General features: G+C 60.3%; 23 protein-coding genes. 21 read left to right on the forward strand and 2 right to left on the reverse strand.

The features are described 5' to 3' along the window. The first annotated feature begins 98 nt into the window (after positions 1-98). The 19 genes from BLU71_RS27600 (at position 99) to BLU71_RS00610 (ending at position 16096) form a co-directional block, all read left to right on the forward strand. Positions 99-746 (forward strand): terminase small subunit, encoded by a 648-nt coding sequence (locus tag BLU71_RS27600; RefSeq protein WP_083352065.1) that lies wholly within the window; start codon positions 99-101, stop codon positions 744-746. Continuing rightward, positions 721-2001: a terminase large subunit domain-containing protein gene (locus BLU71_RS00525; RefSeq protein ID WP_083352066.1), complete on the forward strand. Its 1281-nt coding sequence runs from the start codon at positions 721-723 to the stop codon at positions 1999-2001. The genes BLU71_RS27600 and BLU71_RS00525 overlap by 26 nt, the downstream gene beginning before the upstream one ends. Then, positions 1998-3797, forward strand: a complete 1800-nt coding sequence (locus tag BLU71_RS00530; RefSeq protein ID WP_083352067.1) for an anti-CBASS protein Acb1 family protein — start codon at positions 1998-2000, stop codon at positions 3795-3797. The genes BLU71_RS00525 and BLU71_RS00530 overlap by 4 nt, the downstream gene beginning before the upstream one ends. Beyond that, positions 3794-4924 (forward strand): DUF2213 domain-containing protein, encoded by a 1131-nt coding sequence (locus BLU71_RS00535; RefSeq protein WP_083352068.1) that lies wholly within the window; start codon positions 3794-3796, stop codon positions 4922-4924. Before BLU71_RS00530 ends, BLU71_RS00535 begins: the two co-directional genes overlap by 4 nt. A gap of 10 nt (positions 4925-4934) precedes the next feature. Continuing rightward, positions 4935-5414 carry a structural cement protein Gp24 gene (locus tag BLU71_RS00540; protein WP_083352069.1) on the forward strand — a complete coding sequence of 160 codons (480 nt, stop codon included), beginning with the start codon at positions 4935-4937 and terminating at the stop codon, positions 5412-5414. A gap of 1 nt (position 5415) precedes the next feature. Next, on the forward strand, positions 5416-6378 hold the full coding sequence (locus tag BLU71_RS00545) for a DUF2184 domain-containing protein (protein ID WP_083352070.1): 963 nt from the start codon (positions 5416-5418) through the stop codon (positions 6376-6378). 12 nt (positions 6379-6390) lie between these two features. Further along, positions 6391-6783: a hypothetical protein gene (locus BLU71_RS00550; RefSeq protein ID WP_083352071.1), complete on the forward strand. Its 393-nt coding sequence runs from the start codon at positions 6391-6393 to the stop codon at positions 6781-6783. 50 nt (positions 6784-6833) lie between these two features. After that, positions 6834-7355: a DnaT-like ssDNA-binding protein gene (locus tag BLU71_RS00555; protein ID WP_083352072.1), complete on the forward strand. Its 522-nt coding sequence runs from the start codon at positions 6834-6836 to the stop codon at positions 7353-7355. Then, complete coding sequence (locus tag BLU71_RS00560) at positions 7352-8392, forward strand: hypothetical protein (protein ID WP_083352073.1); 1041 nt, start codon at positions 7352-7354, stop codon at positions 8390-8392. Before BLU71_RS00555 ends, BLU71_RS00560 begins: the two co-directional genes overlap by 4 nt. Beyond that, entirely contained in the window at positions 8392-8778 is a 387-nt protein-coding gene (locus BLU71_RS00565; protein WP_083352074.1) for a hypothetical protein, read from the forward strand. The genes BLU71_RS00560 and BLU71_RS00565 overlap by 1 nt, the downstream gene beginning before the upstream one ends. Further along, positions 8778-9215: an HK97 gp10 family phage protein gene (locus BLU71_RS00570; RefSeq protein ID WP_419866578.1), complete on the forward strand. Its 438-nt coding sequence runs from the start codon at positions 8778-8780 to the stop codon at positions 9213-9215. Before BLU71_RS00565 ends, BLU71_RS00570 begins: the two co-directional genes overlap by 1 nt. Further along, positions 9212-9628 carry a phage tail terminator-like protein gene (locus tag BLU71_RS00575; protein WP_083352075.1) on the forward strand — a complete coding sequence of 139 codons (417 nt, stop codon included), beginning with the start codon at positions 9212-9214 and terminating at the stop codon, positions 9626-9628. Before BLU71_RS00570 ends, BLU71_RS00575 begins: the two co-directional genes overlap by 4 nt. Before the next feature lie 72 nt (positions 9629-9700). Then, complete coding sequence (locus BLU71_RS00580) at positions 9701-10354, forward strand: phage tail protein (RefSeq protein ID WP_083352076.1); 654 nt, start codon at positions 9701-9703, stop codon at positions 10352-10354. Between the two features lie 3 nt (positions 10355-10357). Then, the gene (locus tag BLU71_RS00585) at positions 10358-10741 is read left to right on the forward strand and encodes a phage tail assembly chaperone (RefSeq protein ID WP_083352077.1); all 384 of its coding nucleotides are present in this window, start codon (positions 10358-10360) and stop codon (positions 10739-10741) included. Between the two features lie 62 nt (positions 10742-10803). Further along, the gene (locus BLU71_RS00590; protein ID WP_083354289.1) at positions 10804-11052 is read left to right on the forward strand and encodes a DUF1799 domain-containing protein; all 249 of its coding nucleotides are present in this window, start codon (positions 10804-10806) and stop codon (positions 11050-11052) included. Positions 11053-11062: 10 nt separating this feature from the next. Next, positions 11063-14233, forward strand: a complete 3171-nt coding sequence (locus BLU71_RS00595) for a phage tail tape measure protein (protein WP_083352078.1) — start codon at positions 11063-11065, stop codon at positions 14231-14233. After that, positions 14233-14571, forward strand: a complete 339-nt coding sequence (locus BLU71_RS00600; RefSeq protein WP_083352079.1) for a phage tail protein — start codon at positions 14233-14235, stop codon at positions 14569-14571. Before BLU71_RS00595 ends, BLU71_RS00600 begins: the two co-directional genes overlap by 1 nt. 9 nt (positions 14572-14580) lie before the next feature. Then, positions 14581-15330, forward strand: coding sequence for a phage minor tail protein L (locus BLU71_RS00605; protein ID WP_083352080.1), 750 nt, complete (start codon positions 14581-14583; stop codon positions 15328-15330). A gap of 1 nt (position 15331) precedes the next feature. Further along, entirely contained in the window at positions 15332-16096 is a 765-nt protein-coding gene (locus BLU71_RS00610) for a C40 family peptidase (RefSeq protein WP_083352081.1), read from the forward strand. A 134-nt stretch (positions 16097-16230) separates the two neighbouring features. On the opposite strand, the gene BLU71_RS00615 is transcribed toward BLU71_RS00610, so the two are convergent. Together BLU71_RS00615 and BLU71_RS00620 are read right to left on the reverse strand one after the other, a co-directional pair. Beyond that, positions 16231-16455, reverse strand: a complete 225-nt coding sequence (locus BLU71_RS00615; protein ID WP_083352082.1) for a hypothetical protein — start codon at positions 16453-16455, stop codon at positions 16231-16233. Between the two features lie 78 nt (positions 16456-16533). After that, entirely contained in the window at positions 16534-16791 is a 258-nt protein-coding gene (locus tag BLU71_RS00620; protein ID WP_083352083.1) for a protein L, read from the reverse strand. Positions 16792-16929: 138 nt separating this feature from the next. Between BLU71_RS00620 and BLU71_RS27195 the strand changes: the two genes are divergently transcribed. Beyond that, positions 16930-17151 (forward strand): hypothetical protein, encoded by a 222-nt coding sequence (locus BLU71_RS27195; RefSeq protein WP_156889204.1) that lies wholly within the window; start codon positions 16930-16932, stop codon positions 17149-17151. Positions 17152-17236: 85 nt separating this feature from the next. Further along, positions 17237-17563: a hypothetical protein gene (locus BLU71_RS00625; RefSeq protein ID WP_083352084.1), complete on the forward strand. Its 327-nt coding sequence runs from the start codon at positions 17237-17239 to the stop codon at positions 17561-17563.

Below are 17563 nucleotides of genomic sequence, written 5' to 3' on the forward strand. Positions count from 1 at the left end.
GATATCGGCCTTTTTTTATGCCTCACGCCATAGCAACTTCGATATTTCCATTTCATTAAACGCCTGAGCGAGGCACCAAAAAGTCTCAAGGAATCCCTATGGCGCTGACAGCAAAACAGCAGCGCTTCGTCGACGAGTACCTGATAGACCTTAACGCCACGCAAGCCGCTATCCGCGCGGGGTATAGCGAAAGGACAGCCAGATCCATCAGCAATGAGAACCTGACAAAACCTGACATCCAGTCAGCAATTGAAAAGGGGATGAAAGCGAGGTCCAGTCGGGTAGAGATCACTCAGGACATGGTCTTGAAAGAACTCGCGAAGATCGGCTTCAGCGACATCCGTAAGGTCGTGCGCTGGGGCGAGACGCAGGTGCGCATGGTCGATGGTGAGGACGACGCGCCAGAGGACATGGTCCCGTACCACGGGCTAGCGCTGATCGACTCAACCGAGATCGACGACAACACCGCCGGCGCCATTGCCGAGGTGTCCCAGAGTAGGGATGGCCTGAAGGTCAAGCTGCACGACAAAAAGGGCGCACTGGTCGATATCGGCCGCCACCTTGGAATGTTCTCGCCGCCTGGCCATGCCGATCTCGACACCGAGCTCAAGCGCATCGAGGTCGAGAACAAGCGCCTGCTCAACGAGAAGCTGCGCCGCGAACTGGAAGACCCGAATCAGGGCCTGCCCGAGCCCAAGCAAGTAATCATCGGGGTAGAAGATGCAAGCGACCCTGAAGCTGAATAAGCCGCAGTTCGAGTTCATCAGTCACCCCAAGAAGTTTTCAGCGTTCGTCGGAGGCTACCGTAGCGGCAAGACGTTCGTGGGATGTGTCCGGATGTGCATCAACGCACTGGAGCATCCAGGCATTCCGCAGGGCTACTTCGCGCCGACCTATCCGCAGATCGCGGACATCTTCTACGACACCATGCCGGTGGTGGCCGAGGCTTTCGGTCTGTTCGCCGACATCGTGCCGAGCAAGAAGCGCGTGTACCTGCGCGACAACCGAGGCCGGTGCCTGTCGACGATCGTCTGCAAGAGCATGGAGCACCCGCACCGCATCGTCGGCTTCAACATCGCTCATGCGTTGGTCGACGAGATCGACTGCATGGCGATCAAGAAGGCTGACAGCGCGTGGAAGAAGATCATCGCGCGGATGTCTACGGTTTGGCCTACGCGAGCCATGAACACCATCGACGTCACCACGACGCCGGAGGGCTTCAACTGGGTCTATCGCAAGTTCGTCAAGGAGCTTGCCGCCAACCCGAGCCAGCGCCCGTTGTACGGCATCGTGCACGCTTCGACGCGGCAAAACGCGAAAAACCTGCCGAAGGACTACATCAAGTCGCTGCGTGAGTCGTACCCGGCCAACCTGGTGGATGCATACATCGACGGCCTGTTCGTCAACCTGACGTCGGGCAGCGTCTACCCGAACTTCTGCCGAAAGCAGAACCACATCGACGCGACGATCCGCCCGGGCGAGCAATTGCACATCGGCATGGACTTCAACATCAACCGGATGGCCGCGACGGTGCATGTCATTCGTGACGGCCTGCCGCTGTTGCTGGAAGAGGCCACTCACCTGTTCGACACGCCGGCGATGATCGTTGAGCTCAAACGGCGATATCCGGGCCACAGCATCACGGTTTACCCGGACGCCAGCGGCAAGAACCGCAAGAGCGTCAGCGGCAGCGAGTCGGATCACAGCCTGCTCCGCGCGGCCGGCTTCATGGTCATGGTCAACCCCTCGAACCCAGCGGTTCGCGATCGGGTACTGGCCGTGAACGCCATGATGCTCAACATCGATCAGAAACGCCGCTACCTGGTGAACACCGACAACTGTCCGGTGAGTACGCAGGTGCTTGAGCAGCAGGCCTACGACGAAAAAGGCGAACCCAACAAGGACGGCACTGAAGACCCGGTCGACGCACTCGGCTACTTCATTGTCCAGCGCTTCCCGATTGCGGGCAGCTACACACTCGCGAACGTGAGCGACCAATGAGCGCATTCACTTATCTGAAAGACAGCCTGCAGAACCTGGTCGCAGGACTGGGCACTGCGCGCGACAAGGCATCGCACTCGCACTACGCGCTTCCTGTAATGGACGATCAGCAACTGCTGAACGCCTTCCGTGGATCATGGACAGCGCAGAAGGGCGTGAGTATTCCGGCCGTAGATGCGTGCCGCAACTGGCGCAACTGGCAGGCCGACAAGGCTCAGATCGAGCTGATCGAAGCCGAAGAGGATCGCCTGAACGTCAAGGGCAAGATTCTTGAGGCCCTATTGAAGGCCCGCCTGTTCGGTGGTGCTGCTGTGTTCATCGGCACCGGTGAGCGTGACACAGCGTCTGAGCTGAAGTCGGATCGAATCGGGAAGGGCGGCATCAAGTACCTGACGGTAATGACCCGCCGTCAACTCAGCGCCACGGAGATCGAGCAGGACCCGCAAAGCCCGCGCTTCGGCAAGCCAAAGGCGTACCGGCTGCCGGGCTCCACGGTGGAAATTCATCCGTCGCGTCTTGTCATCTTCGTCGGCGTGCCGCATCCAGACTCTGAGCTTGCCGTAGGCACTGGCTTCGGCTGGGGCGACTCGGTGCTGCTGTCGGCAATGCCGGCTGTGCGTCACTACGACGAGACGGTCGCCAACGTGGTCAGCCTGGTCTACGAGGCCAAGATCGACGTCATCAACATCCCGAACCTGATGTCGAGCATGCAAGACAAGAACTACGAGCGCTTGCTGCTGGAGCGCTTGCGGTTGGCTGCCACTGCCAAAGGCATCAACGGCACACTGATTCTCGACGGGCAAGAGACGCACAGCTCGAAGTCGGCCAGCTTCGGCAACCTGCCGGAGGTGATCGCCAAGACAGAGCAGGGCGTCGCCGGCGCGTTCGATATCCCCGGCACCCGCATGTTCGGCCAGTCCTCGACAGGGCTGGGCGCCAATGGCGAAGAGAACACTCGCAACTACTACGACAACGTCGCGTCACGCCAGAAGCTGGAGATCAAGCCAGCCATGAGCGTGCTGGATGAGGGCTTGATCCGCTCCGCGCTCGGCAGTCGGCCGAAAGAGGTGCACTACACCTGGGCGCCACTCTGGCAGGCCACGGCGAAAGAGCGAGCCGATATCGGCAAGACCACCGCCGATACCATCAAGGCGCTGAAAGACTCCGGCCTGTTCCCTGAGGATGCGCTTTCGACTGCTGCTGTGAACCTGTTGGTTGAGCTGAGCGTTATGCCGGGGCTGGAAGCGGCGATCGAGAAGTTCGGCCGCGAGCTGCCCGATGACGACGATGACGACGCCGATCTGCCGGGCACCGCTGCGGATCAGCCGGTGGCGAAGAAAGCGATCACTGACGCCGCGCCTCGCTCTCTGTATGTGTCCCGCAAGGTCATCAACGGTGGCGAGATCATCGAGTGGGCCAAGTCGCAGGGCTTCGAATCCACAGTCCCAGATGCTGACCTGCACGTCACCGTCGCCTACAGCCGTAACCCGGTCGATTGGATGAAGGTCGGCGAGTCATGGTCCGGCGATGGCAAGGGCCAGCTCAAGATTGCACCAGGTGGCGCAAGGCTGATCGACAAGTTCGGCGAAGGCGCGGTGGTGCTGCTGTTCAACAGCTCCGAGCTGGCTTGGCGGCACGTCACGATCGTTGAGGCGGGAGCCTCTTGGGACTGGCCGGACTATCAGCCCCACATCACCTTCACCTACGAACCTGGCAGCGTCGATATCGACAAGGTCGAGCCATACCGTGGCGCGATTGAGCTGGGTCCAGAGATCTTCGAGGAGCTCGCCCCATGATCTTCACCGACTCCGTGCCAGTCACGGGAGTGCGGCGCACCGAGGACGGCTATCTGGTGGCCGAGGCACGGGTCGCGCGCACCGGTATTCAGGATTATCTGGGTACCGAGATCGACCCGGACAACGAACACGGTCTGCGGGATAAGCCGATCGTTCGTGTGTACCGACCAGAGAGCGCGGTATTTCACGCTGACGCCATGCACTCGTACGCATACCGGCCAATGACCAACGGCCACCCGGGCGGGGACGGCGTCAACTCCAAGAACTGGAAAGACGTCGCGATCGGCCAAACCGGTGGCGAGGTTGTCCGCGACGGGCAGTTCGTCAAGGTGCCGCTGGTGCTGATGGACGCCAAGGCGATCGAGGACTACGAGTCCGGCAAGCGCGAGCTGTCCATGGGCTACGGCGCCGAGGTCGTGTTTCAGGATGGCGTTTCCCCCGATGGCGAGCAGTACGACTGCTTCCTCGGCCCTATGAAAATGAATCACCTCAGCCTTGAGCATCGCGCTCGGGGTGGCGAGCACCTTCGCATCGGTGACCATAAACCACACACCCCCCAAGGAGGCCATGACATGGCTGATTCACTGCGTACGGTCATCGTTGATGGCCTGTCCGTCCAGACGACCGACCAAGGCGCCCAGGCGATCGACAAGCTGACCAAGCAGCTGGCCGATGCCGGGGTAAACATCAAATCCCTGACCGACGCGCATACCGCTGCGCTGGCGCTGAAGGATGGCGAACTGGCGAAGAAAGACGCCGAGATCGACGCCCTCAAGGCCAAGCAGCTCAGCGATGCCGATATCGACAAGCGCGTCACCGCCCGCGCTGACCTGATCAGCAAGGCCAAGTCGATCGCTGACGCCGACTACACCGGGAAGACCGACGCCGACATCCGCAAGGCTGTCGTGGTCGCCAAGCTGGGCGATGCGGCCGTGGCCGGCAAGGCTGATGCCTACATCGACGCGCGCTTCGAGATCCTGGTCGAGGACGCTGCCAAGAACCCGGCCAATGACCCGTTCCGTCACCACATGATCCATCAGGACAGTGCAGCCGGCGGCGATGATTCGGAAAAAGCACGCCTGAAGATGATTTCGGACATGCAAACCGCCCACCTGCCGAAGGCATAAGGAGCACACCATGGCTACTTACCAAACCACGTACACCAACGCTCCAGCCAAGGGCGTGCCCGGCCTGGTCGCCAACGAAGAGAAGTGCAACAAGATCAGCCGCACCGTCTCGAACGCCGAGGGCATTGTCTTCGGGGCACCGGGCTTCCGCGTTGCGGGTGCAGGCAACGATCACAAGATCGCCGCCACCGGCACTCTTTTCCTCGGGCTGGCCGTGCTGAGCCCTGCGGTTCCACCGGTTGCTACCGGCTCCACGCTGATCGACGGTTATCCGCAGGACTTCACCGGTGCCTTCATGACCGACGGCCAGATGTATGTCACTGCCGGCGCTGCGGTGGTGCCTGGTGATGACGTGTACTACGTCGCCGCCACCAATCGCTACGTGACCACTGCTGCCGCAGGCGCCGTGCTCATCCCGGGCGCCTTCTTCGACACCACTGGTGCGAACGGCGACATCGTCGAAATCTCCCTCAAACATCGGAGCGCTTAACATGCCTCAAGTCTTTGAAGACGCTCAGTCGGCGTTCCCGTTTGTTCTGGCCCAAGGCCGGAACATCGAAACCCGCATCTACACGCGCCGTTATCCCGCGTTTAACTACGCGGCAAGCATCCCGGTTGTGACCGAGGGCGCACCGTGGGCCATCGGCACCACCTTCTTCACCGTCGATACCGCCGGCGAAGCGAAGTTCTTGTCCGGCTCCGGCACCGACATGCCGTTCAACTCCGCGACCCACGATCAGGCATCGCACGATTTCGCGATGATCGGCTCTGGCTGGGAATGGAACCTGGAAGAAGTGAACCAGGCGCAGCTGTACGGCATCAACCTGAGCGGCACCAAAGCGTACTCCGCTGCTGACAAGGTTGAGCGCCTGCTGAACTCCATCGCATTCGTCGGCAGCACCGAGAAGCGCTGGACCGGCCTGCTGAACGACAGCAACGTTTCCCGCGTCGATGCGGCCGCTACCGGTACCGGCAGCTCCACTTTCTGGTCCGCCAAGACTGTCGATCAGATCATGGCCGACATCAACGGTGTGCTGGGATCGATCCGAACCAACACCGGCGAAGTCGAGTGGGCTGACACGCTGCGCCTGCCACCTGATGCATTCCGCTACATCGCAACGGCTCGCTTGGGCGTAGGCGACGGCATGATCACCGTGCTGGAGTACGTTCGTAAGAACAACATCTACACTGCTGAAACCGGCCTGCCTCTGGACATCGCTCCCCTGCGCGAAGCTCGCAATGCTTCCGCTGATGGCGGCGGTCGCCTGGTTGCGTACCGGAAGGATCCGGAGGTGGTTCGCTTCCACCTGCCAATGCCGCGCCGCGTGCTGGCTCCGCGTCAGAAGTCCATCATGGGTTTCGAGACCGGCATTATCGCGCGTACCGGCGGCACCGAGATCCGTCTGCCGGGCGCCGTGGCGTACCTCGACGAAATCACCCCACCAGCAGCCTGATAGGAGGTCGACATGAAAGTGACCAACAACTCGAAGGCGCTTCAGGGCGTGCACACCACGGCTGGCGTTGTCTACGTCCTCGCTGGTGAAACGCAAGACCTGGACTTGACGCCAGAAGGGCACAAAGGCGCGTCGCGTCTCGCCTTCATGAGCGTCGATGGCAAGGCGCCTGCCGCTGACGGCGAAGAAAAGGCGGAACTGCTCGCCAAGCTGAAGGCGTTGGGCATCGATGCCGCTGGCAACAGCAAAGTCGAAACCCTGCGCAAGAAGCTGGAAGAAGCCGAGGCTGCTGCCGATGCCGAAAAGCAGAAGGTCATCGACGAGCTGAAGGCGCTGAACGTTGAGTTCGACGCCGAAGCAAATCTGGAAGCCCTGCAGGCCGCACTGGCTGCCGCCAAGGCGTAACACCCCGCAAAACCGGAGCGCATGACGCTCCACCTATTCGAGATATCCCGATGCCAGACTTTTACGGAACCGTCGCAGCCGCCGACGCCTATCACGCTGCGCGCGCGAATGCCGCGTGGACCGGCGATGACGTGGCGAAGCAGGCCGCGCTGATCCGGGCATCGGTCTACATCGACGGCCGCTACCGGAAGCTGCTGGCTTCTGGCGTGTGGCAGTCATTGTTCCCCGGCGTGAAGACCGAGGGCAGGGGGCAAGCCAGGGAATGGCCGCGCACTGGCGCTGAGGATTACGAGGGTCATGCAATCCCGCCCGATCAAGTTCCGGTTGAGGTTGAACAGGCAACGTACGAAGCAGCGCTGCGTGAACTGGTCGAGCCGGGCAGCCTGAGCCCTGACTTCGTGGCCGCATCCACGGTGAAGCGTCAGAAGGTTGGCCCGATTGAGGAGGAATTCTCTGTCGCGGCGGGCGCAGATGGCGCGGCGTCGGTCAGGCCGGTGATCAGCATCATCGACGAGATGATCGCTCCTGTGCTGGTGGCTCGCTACACGCTTCCTGCGGTGTTCGTGGTATGACCCCGGCGCAGATCATCCAGGCCATCGAGGGAATGGAGCCTGCGATGCAGAAGGCCTACATGGACCAGATCAAGCTGGTGGTAGGCGCGGCAAAGGTGGCTGAAGTTGAGCGGCTGATAGCCGAACAGGACGAAAACGGGCTGGCAGCGCTGCTGAGCCTGGGCGCGCTGGCGGCTTTCCTCGAGCTGGCTCGAAATGTTTACCTAGCAGGCGCCAAGTTCGAGATCAAGGCGATCGCAATCCCCAAGGATCTGGGGCGATTTGAATTCGACGTCCGCAAGCCTGAGCCAGAGCAGTGGCTGATGGAGAAAGCCGCCGAGATTCGACGCGACGCTGATGTGAACGTGCGCGAGGCGATCAGGGCAGTCATGGGTTCGCGCAGCCGCACTGTGGCTACGCCTTCGCTGCAGGTCGAAATAGGCGCCACGCCGATGACCCGCAGCCCACGGCAGGCGGCGCTCGATTTACTTGGACGAGTAAGCGCGCAAACAGGCTCGCGCTCAGGTGGTGTGATTGGCCTGCCCGGTAACTACGCGCAGTACGTCATCAATGCCCGTCAGCAACTGCTGAGCGGAAATCCTGACGAGATGCGCAACTATTTGCAGCGCAAGCGCCGGGATCGTCGGTTCGACAGCGTCGTTAACCGCGCCATCAATGCCGGTACGCCTGTTGCTCGGGCTGACGTCGACAAGATCGCCGGTCGCTACGCTGATCGGCTGATGAAGACCTACGCCGAGATGCTTTCCAAGGCTGAGGCGCTGGAATCCTTCGGTGCTGGCCGGGACCAGGTGTATGAGCAGTTGATTGCTCAAGGGCTTGATCGCGATTCGGTAGAAAAGGAATGGCGCGATCGCCGCGACAATAAGGTTCGCCATGCTCACACGATCCTTGGCGGGCAGGTTGTGCAGAAGGATCAGCCTTTCCAGAGCCCCACTGGTGCACTTCTTCGCTATCCGGGTGATGCATCGCTTGGAGCGGGGTGGAAAGACCGCGCGGGATGCCGATGCTCCGCCATCTACAGAATAAGGCGCAAGTGATGCCAGACATTTATGACCGCGCCAAGGCTACGGCAACCCGCATGCTTGCGCCGCGCAGTAAGGGCGGGAAAGGGTTGGAGTTAGTCCTCCGTCGGGAGATCGTTGGGGAATACGACCCAGATGCGCCGCCTGCACCCAGCGAGCTGGTCGTGAACGGATCAGGCTTCCGCGAGGAATACGACAATAAGTACATCGATGGCACGCTAATCGTTCGCGGCGACGTGAAGCTGTTGGTGTCGCCGGTTCAATTGACTGGCGAAGACATGCCGGCACCACAGAGCAACGACAAAATCACATTCGACGGCACGGTGTACACGGTGATAGCCGTTGCTCCGTGGAACTTTGCCGGCCTCGCGGTCGGCTTCGAACTTCAGGTGCGCAAGTAATGGCCAATCACATGACCGGCCGTTACGGCGGCCAAGAGGGCAGCTTTGCGGAGAGCCTTGCGGCATTCGCTGAGCGGGCGAAGGAAGCAATCGACGACGTGTTCCGCGAGGTGGTCATCGAGATCGGCTCTTCGGTCATTCGGTTGTCGCCGGTGGACACAGGCCGATTCAAAGGAAACTGGCAGTTCAGCGTAGGCTCGCCATCCAATCACAGCATCGACACCTTCGACAAGGCAGGGCACGAGACCATCGCCGCACTGGTCGCCGAGGTGAGCAATCTTGAGGCCGGGCAAGTCGCCTACATCGTCAACAACCTGGTGTACGGCATTCCTCTTGAGTACGGCCATTCTGATCAGGCGCCGGCAGGCATGGTGCAAATCACGCTCGCCCGCTTTCAGCAGATCGTTCTCGAAGCCATCAGGAACAACCAGGTATGAGCCACAACATCATTGCCGCTGCTTTCGAGTCGCGACTGCTCGCGTGGGCAAAGGCTCGGACCAAGCCGCTGAAAGTGGTGGTCGAGAATGAAACCTACACGCCTGCCGCTGCTGAGACGTACCTGCGGGCTTTCACGTTGCCGGCTGTAACGGCCAGCAATACGCTGAGCGGCGACCACCGGGTCTACGTCGGCGTGTTTCAGGTCAACATCGTTACGCCCTCCGGCAAGTACCGGACCGAGGCGAGCGGCATCGTTGATGAACTGGCAGCGCTGTTCCCGCTCAATCTGCGTATTCCCCGCGCCGGACTTGTCGCACTGGTTATGACGCCGGTAGCGCCCGGGCCGGGGATACCAGACGGCAACACCTTCACGGTGTCGGCTTCGTTTCAATACCGGTCCGACACCAACTAAACCGCCCGTTGGGCAAACCCAGAGCCCGCCATTGAGCGGGTTTTGTCATTTCTGCACAGAGGAAACACAACCATGGGCTTTCGACTCCCCAACGGCGCCACGCTCGAAATCGCATCTGCATTCGGCCCTGCCATTCCTGTCACAGCGCTGAGCAATGCCAACCCAGCCGTGGCGACCGCAGCAGCGCACGGCCTGTCTGATGGCGACATTATCGCTGTGACCTCGGGTTGGACTCGCTTGAATGATCGGGCTGCCCGCGTTGCGAACAGTCTGACCGGTACTTTTGCGCTGGAAGGTATCAACACCACCAACCTCCAACCGTATCCGGCGGGCTCCGGTGCTGGCTCCGTGCGCGAAGTCACCGGCTTTACCGAGATATCGCAGATCACCGACCTGAACTCCAGCGGCGGCGATCAGCAGTTCCTCACCTTCGGGTTTCTGGCAGATGATGATGATCGCCAGCTTCCAACGACCAAGAACCCAATCAGTATGGCGGTCACTGTCGCCGACGATCCTGACCTGCCTTACGTGGCCATCGTCGAAGCGGCTGACGAAGACAAGCAGACCCGTGTGCTTCGCCTGAATCTACCAGGCGGCAGTAGCATCGTTTACAACTGCTACGTGTCGATTACGTCGACCCCGGCGCTCAGCCGCAACAACCTGATGACCAGAATCATCACTCTGTCGCTCGCTGGCCGCCCAACCCGTTACGCAGCGGCGGTGTAACCCATGGCCAAGATCAAGATATCCCAGAACCCAACCTTCAAGGAAAAGGTCGCGATTCCACGCGTTGGCGCTGAGCCGGTCAGTGTTGAGTTCGAATTCAAGTACATGGATCGGCTGGCCCTGGCCGCGCACTTCGATAAGTGGAATGCGGCGCGCGACGAGCATGCCAAGAAGGTGCAGGAAGACGAGCTGAACTGGCAGGAAGCGACCGGCGCCGAAATCGCGCTGCAGGTCGGCCAGCTCAAGGACATCATCGAGGGCTGGGGCTTCGACGAGAAGCTCTCGGACGAGTCGCTGACGGCGTTGGTCACCACCTGCATTGGCGCTCCTCAGGCTGTGCTTTCCGCGTACCAGAGCGCCTATCAACCGGCCCGCCTGGGAAACTGACCGGCGCCGCCCGCGTCCTTTACGAGCCCGGGCCGTCCGAAGCTGATTTGGCAGCCTTCGGCATGACGCTCGCCGACATCCCTGAAGAAGAGTTCGAGGTCTGGCCAGACAACTGGCGGGCCTTTCTGCTGTTCGAGGCGATGTCCACGCAGTGGCGCGTAGGCATGGGTGGGGCTACCGGGCTGGACTACAACGCCTTGCCGCCGGTGGCCTCGATGCTGGGCATGAAGCGGCGCGAAATCCCTGAAGTCTTCCACGACATCCGTGTCATGGAAGCAGAAGCCATGCTCGTGATGAGCGAATCGAAATAACGGAGCCCGCATGACTTCTATTGCTGAACTCGGCATCAAGGTCGATTCGACCGATGCTGCGCAGGCGAGCTCCGACCTCGACAAGCTCACGGCAGCAGGTGGGCGCGCAGAAAAATCGGTCAAGGCCGTATCCGAAAGCGCAGAAAAGCTTGAAGCATCGTCGCGGAAGTCGTCGGCGCAGCTGAAAGATCAGGCTAGAGACGTCGACCAAGCCACTGAGTCATTCCGCAAGCTCTACGGTGGCACTACCGCCGCAGAAGCTGGCATGTTCTCTCTCGGCAACGCCATTAAAAACGGCACATTCGTCGAGTCGCTATCTTCGACTCAGGAAGCACGGAAGTGGCTAGATTCGCTGACCGTCTCCACCAAAACAGCTGGCAATGCGTTCGCCGAGTCTGGACAGAAGCTGACGTTCCTTTCGACTGGAATGAAAGGTCTTGGTGCTTGGACAGGACCGGGGAATCCGGTATTTGGTCAGATCAGCAAGCAGAGCGTTGAGGCGGGCGCAGGACTCGGATCGTTCAGTAAGTCTGCTGTGCAGTCCGAAATGTCGGCCAAGCAGTTGCAGAATGCTCTCCGGGGTGTTCCTGCACAGTTCACCGACATCGTTACTTCGCTGCAGGGCGGACAAGCCCCTCTCACCGTCTTCCTCCAGCAAGGCGGCCAGCTCAAAGATATGTTTGGCGGTGCGGGCCCGGCAGCCAGGGCTCTTGGCGGTTACGTACTTGGCCTGGTCAACCCGTTCACTGTCGCTGCGGCGGCAGTGGGCGCGCTGACGCTGGCCTATTACAAGGGCAGCCAAGAGGCCGACGAGTACAACAAGGCAATCATCTTCACCGGCAACTCTGCCGGCACAAGCGCTACTCAGCTGGCGTCGATGGCGCAGCAGGTAAGCGCAACGGTCGGCACCACAGGCGCTGCTGCCGAGGTGCTGGCCAAGCTGGCAGGCAACGGGAAGATTGCCAGTGGCAGCTTCGAAGAGATCACCGAAGCCGCCCTGCAGATGGAGAAGGCCACCGGCAAAGCCATCGACGAAACGATCACCGAGTTCGCGAAGATTGCCAAGGACCCCGTCGCCGCGGCGAAGGAGTTGAACGACCAGTACAACTTCCTCACTGCCTCGGTCTATTCGCAGATCGTGGCGCTGAAAGAGCAGGGCGACACCATCGGGGCGGCGAAGCTGCTCACTGACACCTATGCCGATACGATCAAAAATCGAACCGGTGAGGTGACAGCGAATCTCGGCCTGATTGAGGGCGCCTGGCAAAAAATCAAAGCAGCAGCGGCCGGCGCGCTGGACGCGACTCTGGATGTTGGTCGTACCCAGTCGATTGATTCGCAGATCGCCAACTACCAGAAAATCCTTGATGGGCGTAAGTCCGGCGGCTTCCTCTCGTCGTTTTTCGGCGACGAACTGGGCGCCAATAGCCAGTCCACCAAGTTCCTTGAGCAGCAGATCGTCCTGCTGCAAAAGCGCAAAGAGGAAATCACCGCCGGCGCCAAGGCTGACGCTGACCGGGCGAAAACCGAGCGCGACGGTATCGACGCAAGCTTGCGACTCAAAGCAATCAGCGATTCCAACCTCACCAACGAGGAGAAGCGCAACAAGCTGATCAAGGAGTACAAGCGAGACGTCGAAGCGCTGCGGAAGGCGAACCCCAACGACCCACTGGTGCAGGAAGCGGTTGTCTCGAAGACGATTCAGAACATCCGCGACAAAAACAAGGATCCGAAAGCCGCTACCTCAGCGGTAAATCTGACCGAGTTCAACGACTCGAAAAACCAGCTGTCGCTGATCCTCGGCGAATACAAAAACGCCCAGAAGGAACTGGAAGCCGCGCAGAAGGCCGGACTGGTCACGCAGGAAGATTACCTGCTCAAGCGCCAGGCACTGATCGGCAACGAACGCGACGAGGTAACCGCAGCGTATCAGGCTGAAATCAGTTCGCTGGAGGCGGCGAAAGGCAAGGCCAGCACCTCGGCAGCGCAACGCATTCAGCTCGACCAAAAGATCGCTGATGCCAGGGCCAACATGGTCAAGGCTCAGAAGGAAGCCGACAGTGAGCTCGAAGTCATCGCGACGAACGAGCAGGGCCGGCTCGCCAAGCAGGCGCAGGCGATCAAGGTCTACACCGATGCCCTCGACCAGCAGAACGTCGCCCTGCGGCGCGCTGGCGGTCGTGCAGCGGATGGCGTCGGCCGGGGCGACCGCGAGAACGCCATCAATGGCGAACTGAACGGCATTGCCGATCGAGCCAACCAGCAGCGTCTGGATCTGGCGCGTGACCGGGCCGACAAGGCGCGCAACATGAGCGCCGAGGAGCACCAGGCCAAGCTCGACGCGATCAACAGAAGCGAAACGGAACTGAGCGAAACAGTGCTCAGCAACTACGAGCAGATGTCGGCCGCGCAGAGCGACTGGCGCAACGGGGCAACCTCGGCGTTCAGCAACTATCTGGAGAGCGCGCGCAACATCGCCGGCCAGACTCGCGACCTGTTCAGCAACGCCTTCAGCTCGATGGAAGACGCAGTCGTCAACTTCGCCATGACCGGGAAGCTGTCGTTTGCTGACTTCACCAAGTCGATTCTGGCGGACATGGCGCGGATCGCGACCCGTCAGGCCAGTTCGGCGTTGCTGAGCAGTCTGGTTGGTGCGGCCACCAGCTACTTCACTGGCGGAGGCGGTGGTAACGGGCTGGCGGCTGGATCTGCCGGTGCGACATCTTCGAATCTCGGCGCCTCTTCGGCAGGGTACTCCAGCAGCTACTTTCCTCAGGCGCTCGGCGGTGCCTGGTCGTCGGGTGTACAGATGTTCGCCAATGGCGCTGCGTTCACCAACTCCGTGGTGAGCAAGCCGACAGCGTTCGGGATGGCAGGCGGGCAGACTGGCGTCATGGGCGAGGCGGGGCCAGAGGCGATCATGCCGCTGACCCGCACGGCCGGCGGGCAGTTGGGTGTGCGCGCAATCAGTGGCGGTGGAAGTGATGGCGGCAACGTCTACAACTTCCCCGTCGCGGTGTCGGTGCAAACCCAAGGCACTGGCGGAACCGCCAGTACGGAAGACACCACGCAGCTTGGCAAAGGCATTCAGCAGGCTGCGAAAGCCGAAGCTGAAACCGCGATCGCCCGAGCGCTGCAACCCGGCGGCTCAATCTGGAAACTCACGAACGGGAGGGGCTGATGGCCATCGAGACATTCAACTGGCCGACCCAGCACGGTGACTCGCCCGAGATCTCCTATCGGGTGCGCACCGCGCAGTTCGGCGACGGCTACAAACAGGAAGTCGGCGACGGGCCGAACAACAAGAAAGACGCGTATCCGATCACCTACAGCGGCCCTCAAGCCAAGGTGCTGGAGATCATGGCGTTCCTTGATCGGCACGCCGGCGCGAAAGCCTTCCTGTGGACGACTCCCTTGGGCCAGCTTGGCCTGTTCACCTGCAAGAACCCCGTGCCCACTCCGGTGGGTGGCGGCGTTTTCAAACTCACTGCCACGTTCGAGCGTGCATTCCATCCATAAGGGGCAACCATGCCGCTGATCAGTGACATCCAGGTGCTTGAACCTGGCAGCGAAGTGCTGCTCTTTGAATTGGACGGCACGGAGTATGGTGCGGACGTGCTGCGTTTCCACGGGCACTCGATACCGCACACGCCGGCCGAGTTGATTGCCGCCGGCGACGATGCAGACCAGCTGCCGGCGAAGGCGATCTACTGGCAGGGCAACGAGTACAGCGCCTGGCCCATGCAGATCGACGGCATTGAGGCGAACGGCGACGGCACAGCGGTCCGTCCAACTCTGTCCGTGGGCAACGTAAACGGGCGCATCACTGCGCTCTGTCTTGCGTTCGAGGACTTGCTCGAGTTCAAGCTGACTATGCGGCACACGCTTGGCAGCTACCTCGACGCGGCGAACTTCCCGGCCGGCAATCCTACGGCCGACCCAACCCAAGAGACGATTGAGGTCTGGTACATCGATCAGAAGACTAACGAGGACGGGGAGACGGTGAGCTGGGAGCTTGCCAGCCCGGGCGACGTCGGCAATGAATCCATCGGCCGACAAGCCACAACCCTTTGCCATTGGTGCCTCACCGGCGGCTACCGAGGCCCGAACTGCGGCTATACCGGCCCTTACGTCACGAAGGACGGCGTCATCACCGACAATCCTGAGCTGGACGAATGCGACGCCACGCTGGGCAAGGGCTGCATGCCGCGATTCGGCGAGAACAATCCACTCCCGCACGGTGGCTTCCCCGCTGTATCCCTGATCGCAAGGAGCTGACATGCGAAAGCACATCTTGAATGCGATCCAGGCGCACGCGGCGGCCGAGTACCCGAAAGAGTGCTGCGGTCTGCTGCTGGCGATCGGGCGCAAGCAACAATACTTTCCCTGCATCAACGTCTCCACCGAGCCGAACGAAGAGTTCCGAATCGACCCCGAGCAGTACGCCGCAGCCGAGGACATCGGTGAGGTGATCGGCGTGGTGCATTCGCATCCGGACGCTACCAGCAGGCCGTCACCGCGTGACCTCGCCATGTGCGAAGCGACCGCGATGCCTTGGCATATCCTGAGCTGGCCGGAAGGTGACCTGCGCACCATCGTGCCGACCGGCGAGGTGTCGCTGCTGAAACGGCCATTTGTGCACGGGGCGTGGGACTGCTGGCAGGTGTGCGCCGATTGGTACAAGCGCGAGTGGGGGCTGGAGTTCGAAGCCTTCAAGCGTGCCGAGGGCTGGTGGGAAAGCAAGGACAACACCAGCCTGTACGAAGCAAACTACGAGGCCGCCGGCTTCTACCGAGTCGACCAGCCGCAGCGCGGCGACATGATCGTGATGGAAGTGGGGCGCACCGTTTACCCAAATCACGCCGGGATATTCCTCGGCACTGATCCTGCGCTGCCCAGTGAGGATGCGGCGACGTTCGGGCCGGGTCCGTTCCTGCTGCACCACCTGTATGGCAGGCCATCTGAGGTCATTGTATTCGGCGGGCCTTGGCTCGACCGCACGCGTCTGATCCTTAGGCACAAATATGCACAACCAACCACATGATGCGGCTGAGCCGAGGAAGGGATTTATGAAATCGCTAACCAATACAGGTTTGTGCGAAAAACAACGTGGACGAGTCGGAATAGACGCCTATCAAGAAGCGGCTGCTGAGGCCGCCGCCAGACAGGCGCGATCAATTAAAACCGTCCTTCAGCAGCGGCGAGAAAATTGCCAATCATCTTGTCGTAATGCTCCTGATTGAGCGTGCCATTTTCCCTGTCGGCATCGGTGAATATTTTCAGAGCTTCCTTAAACGCATCAGAGTCAATATTGCCAGATTTCTTTAGGCTCAGAATTAGGGCGAGTAATGCTGACGTGTTCGCAAGGTGCCCGGCTGCTGCCGCAAATTTGTTTTCGCTCATTTGACCTCCTAGGTCCTATCCGCGCCGGAATTGGCGCAATCCCAGTCCTTGGGCTTGCAGGCAAAGGACTGGGGTCGATTACTTCGTTTTCGTGCGGGCAACAAGCTTCCATCCAATACCAGTAGTGGAGTTGTGCTGATGGGTGTTTTGTGGCGGGAATGGATTGCCCTGATTCGAGGTGATTTCATCGCCACAGCCAGTGCAGCGATAGATACCTGATACGGGTACCTCATCTCCAATGGCGTGTGTCGTGCCCCATAGATCACCGCCTAGCAAGCTGGCGGTCGGCGTCTCTTCCAGAAAATACTGCGATGTCTCTTTCGTGAAATACGGCATGATCAGTTCACCGCTTTGAAGGGAGGCACAACGCTACTACGATGGGATCCAACCCAGTTACTGGGCTTTCGTCCACGCTGGATGCCCACACAGCTCTCAGGGTGATATCGTGCTTCCTGTCCCACAGGAGTGACCTACATGAAATTGATCGTAGGAGCGCTGGCGGTAGTGCTCCTTTTTGGGTGTTCACACAAAAGGCAGCCACTCGATAATCGTGATCCGTGCTTAGATTTCGGTGATCCTGGAAGCCCAGGATTTAATGCTTGCCTTGACCGCCGCGCCAAGGCTTTAAAGGCCCTACTTGAAGACGGCGGTGAAAACCAGCGTCGAATAATTTCCGATGAAAAAATCGACAACTGAATACAATGGAATCGACCACGTGAAATTAAATATCGGAGCGTTTACCTGGGGCAGTGCAGCACCTGCCTTGTCCTCGAGGTTTTAAATGGAGCTGTCGCGCCTCAACGAGCTCTTTTTCGAGAACAACTGCGTAGCTTCGATGCGGCTCGAAATGGTGGATTTCAAATACAACCTCACGCTGACCATGTCTTCTGCCGATGATCCTGAAACCGAGGGCGTGACGGCCGTTTTTCGTGACGTCAGCTCACTGAACCTAAGCGGTTTCGGTGGCGGGCTGACCCAATTCATGGACCTCGTGGTGACTCGTATCGACGACGGTCTCGATAGAATCAGGTATGAGCTGAGAGATATTGAGGACGAAAAAATTTCGTTCTATTTCTTCACCTTCAGCGTGCGAGACCATAAGGAGTAA

It is taken from the genome of Pseudomonas moraviensis, assembly GCF_900105805.1.
Classification (GTDB): domain Bacteria; phylum Pseudomonadota; class Gammaproteobacteria; order Pseudomonadales; family Pseudomonadaceae; genus Aquipseudomonas; species Aquipseudomonas moraviensis_A.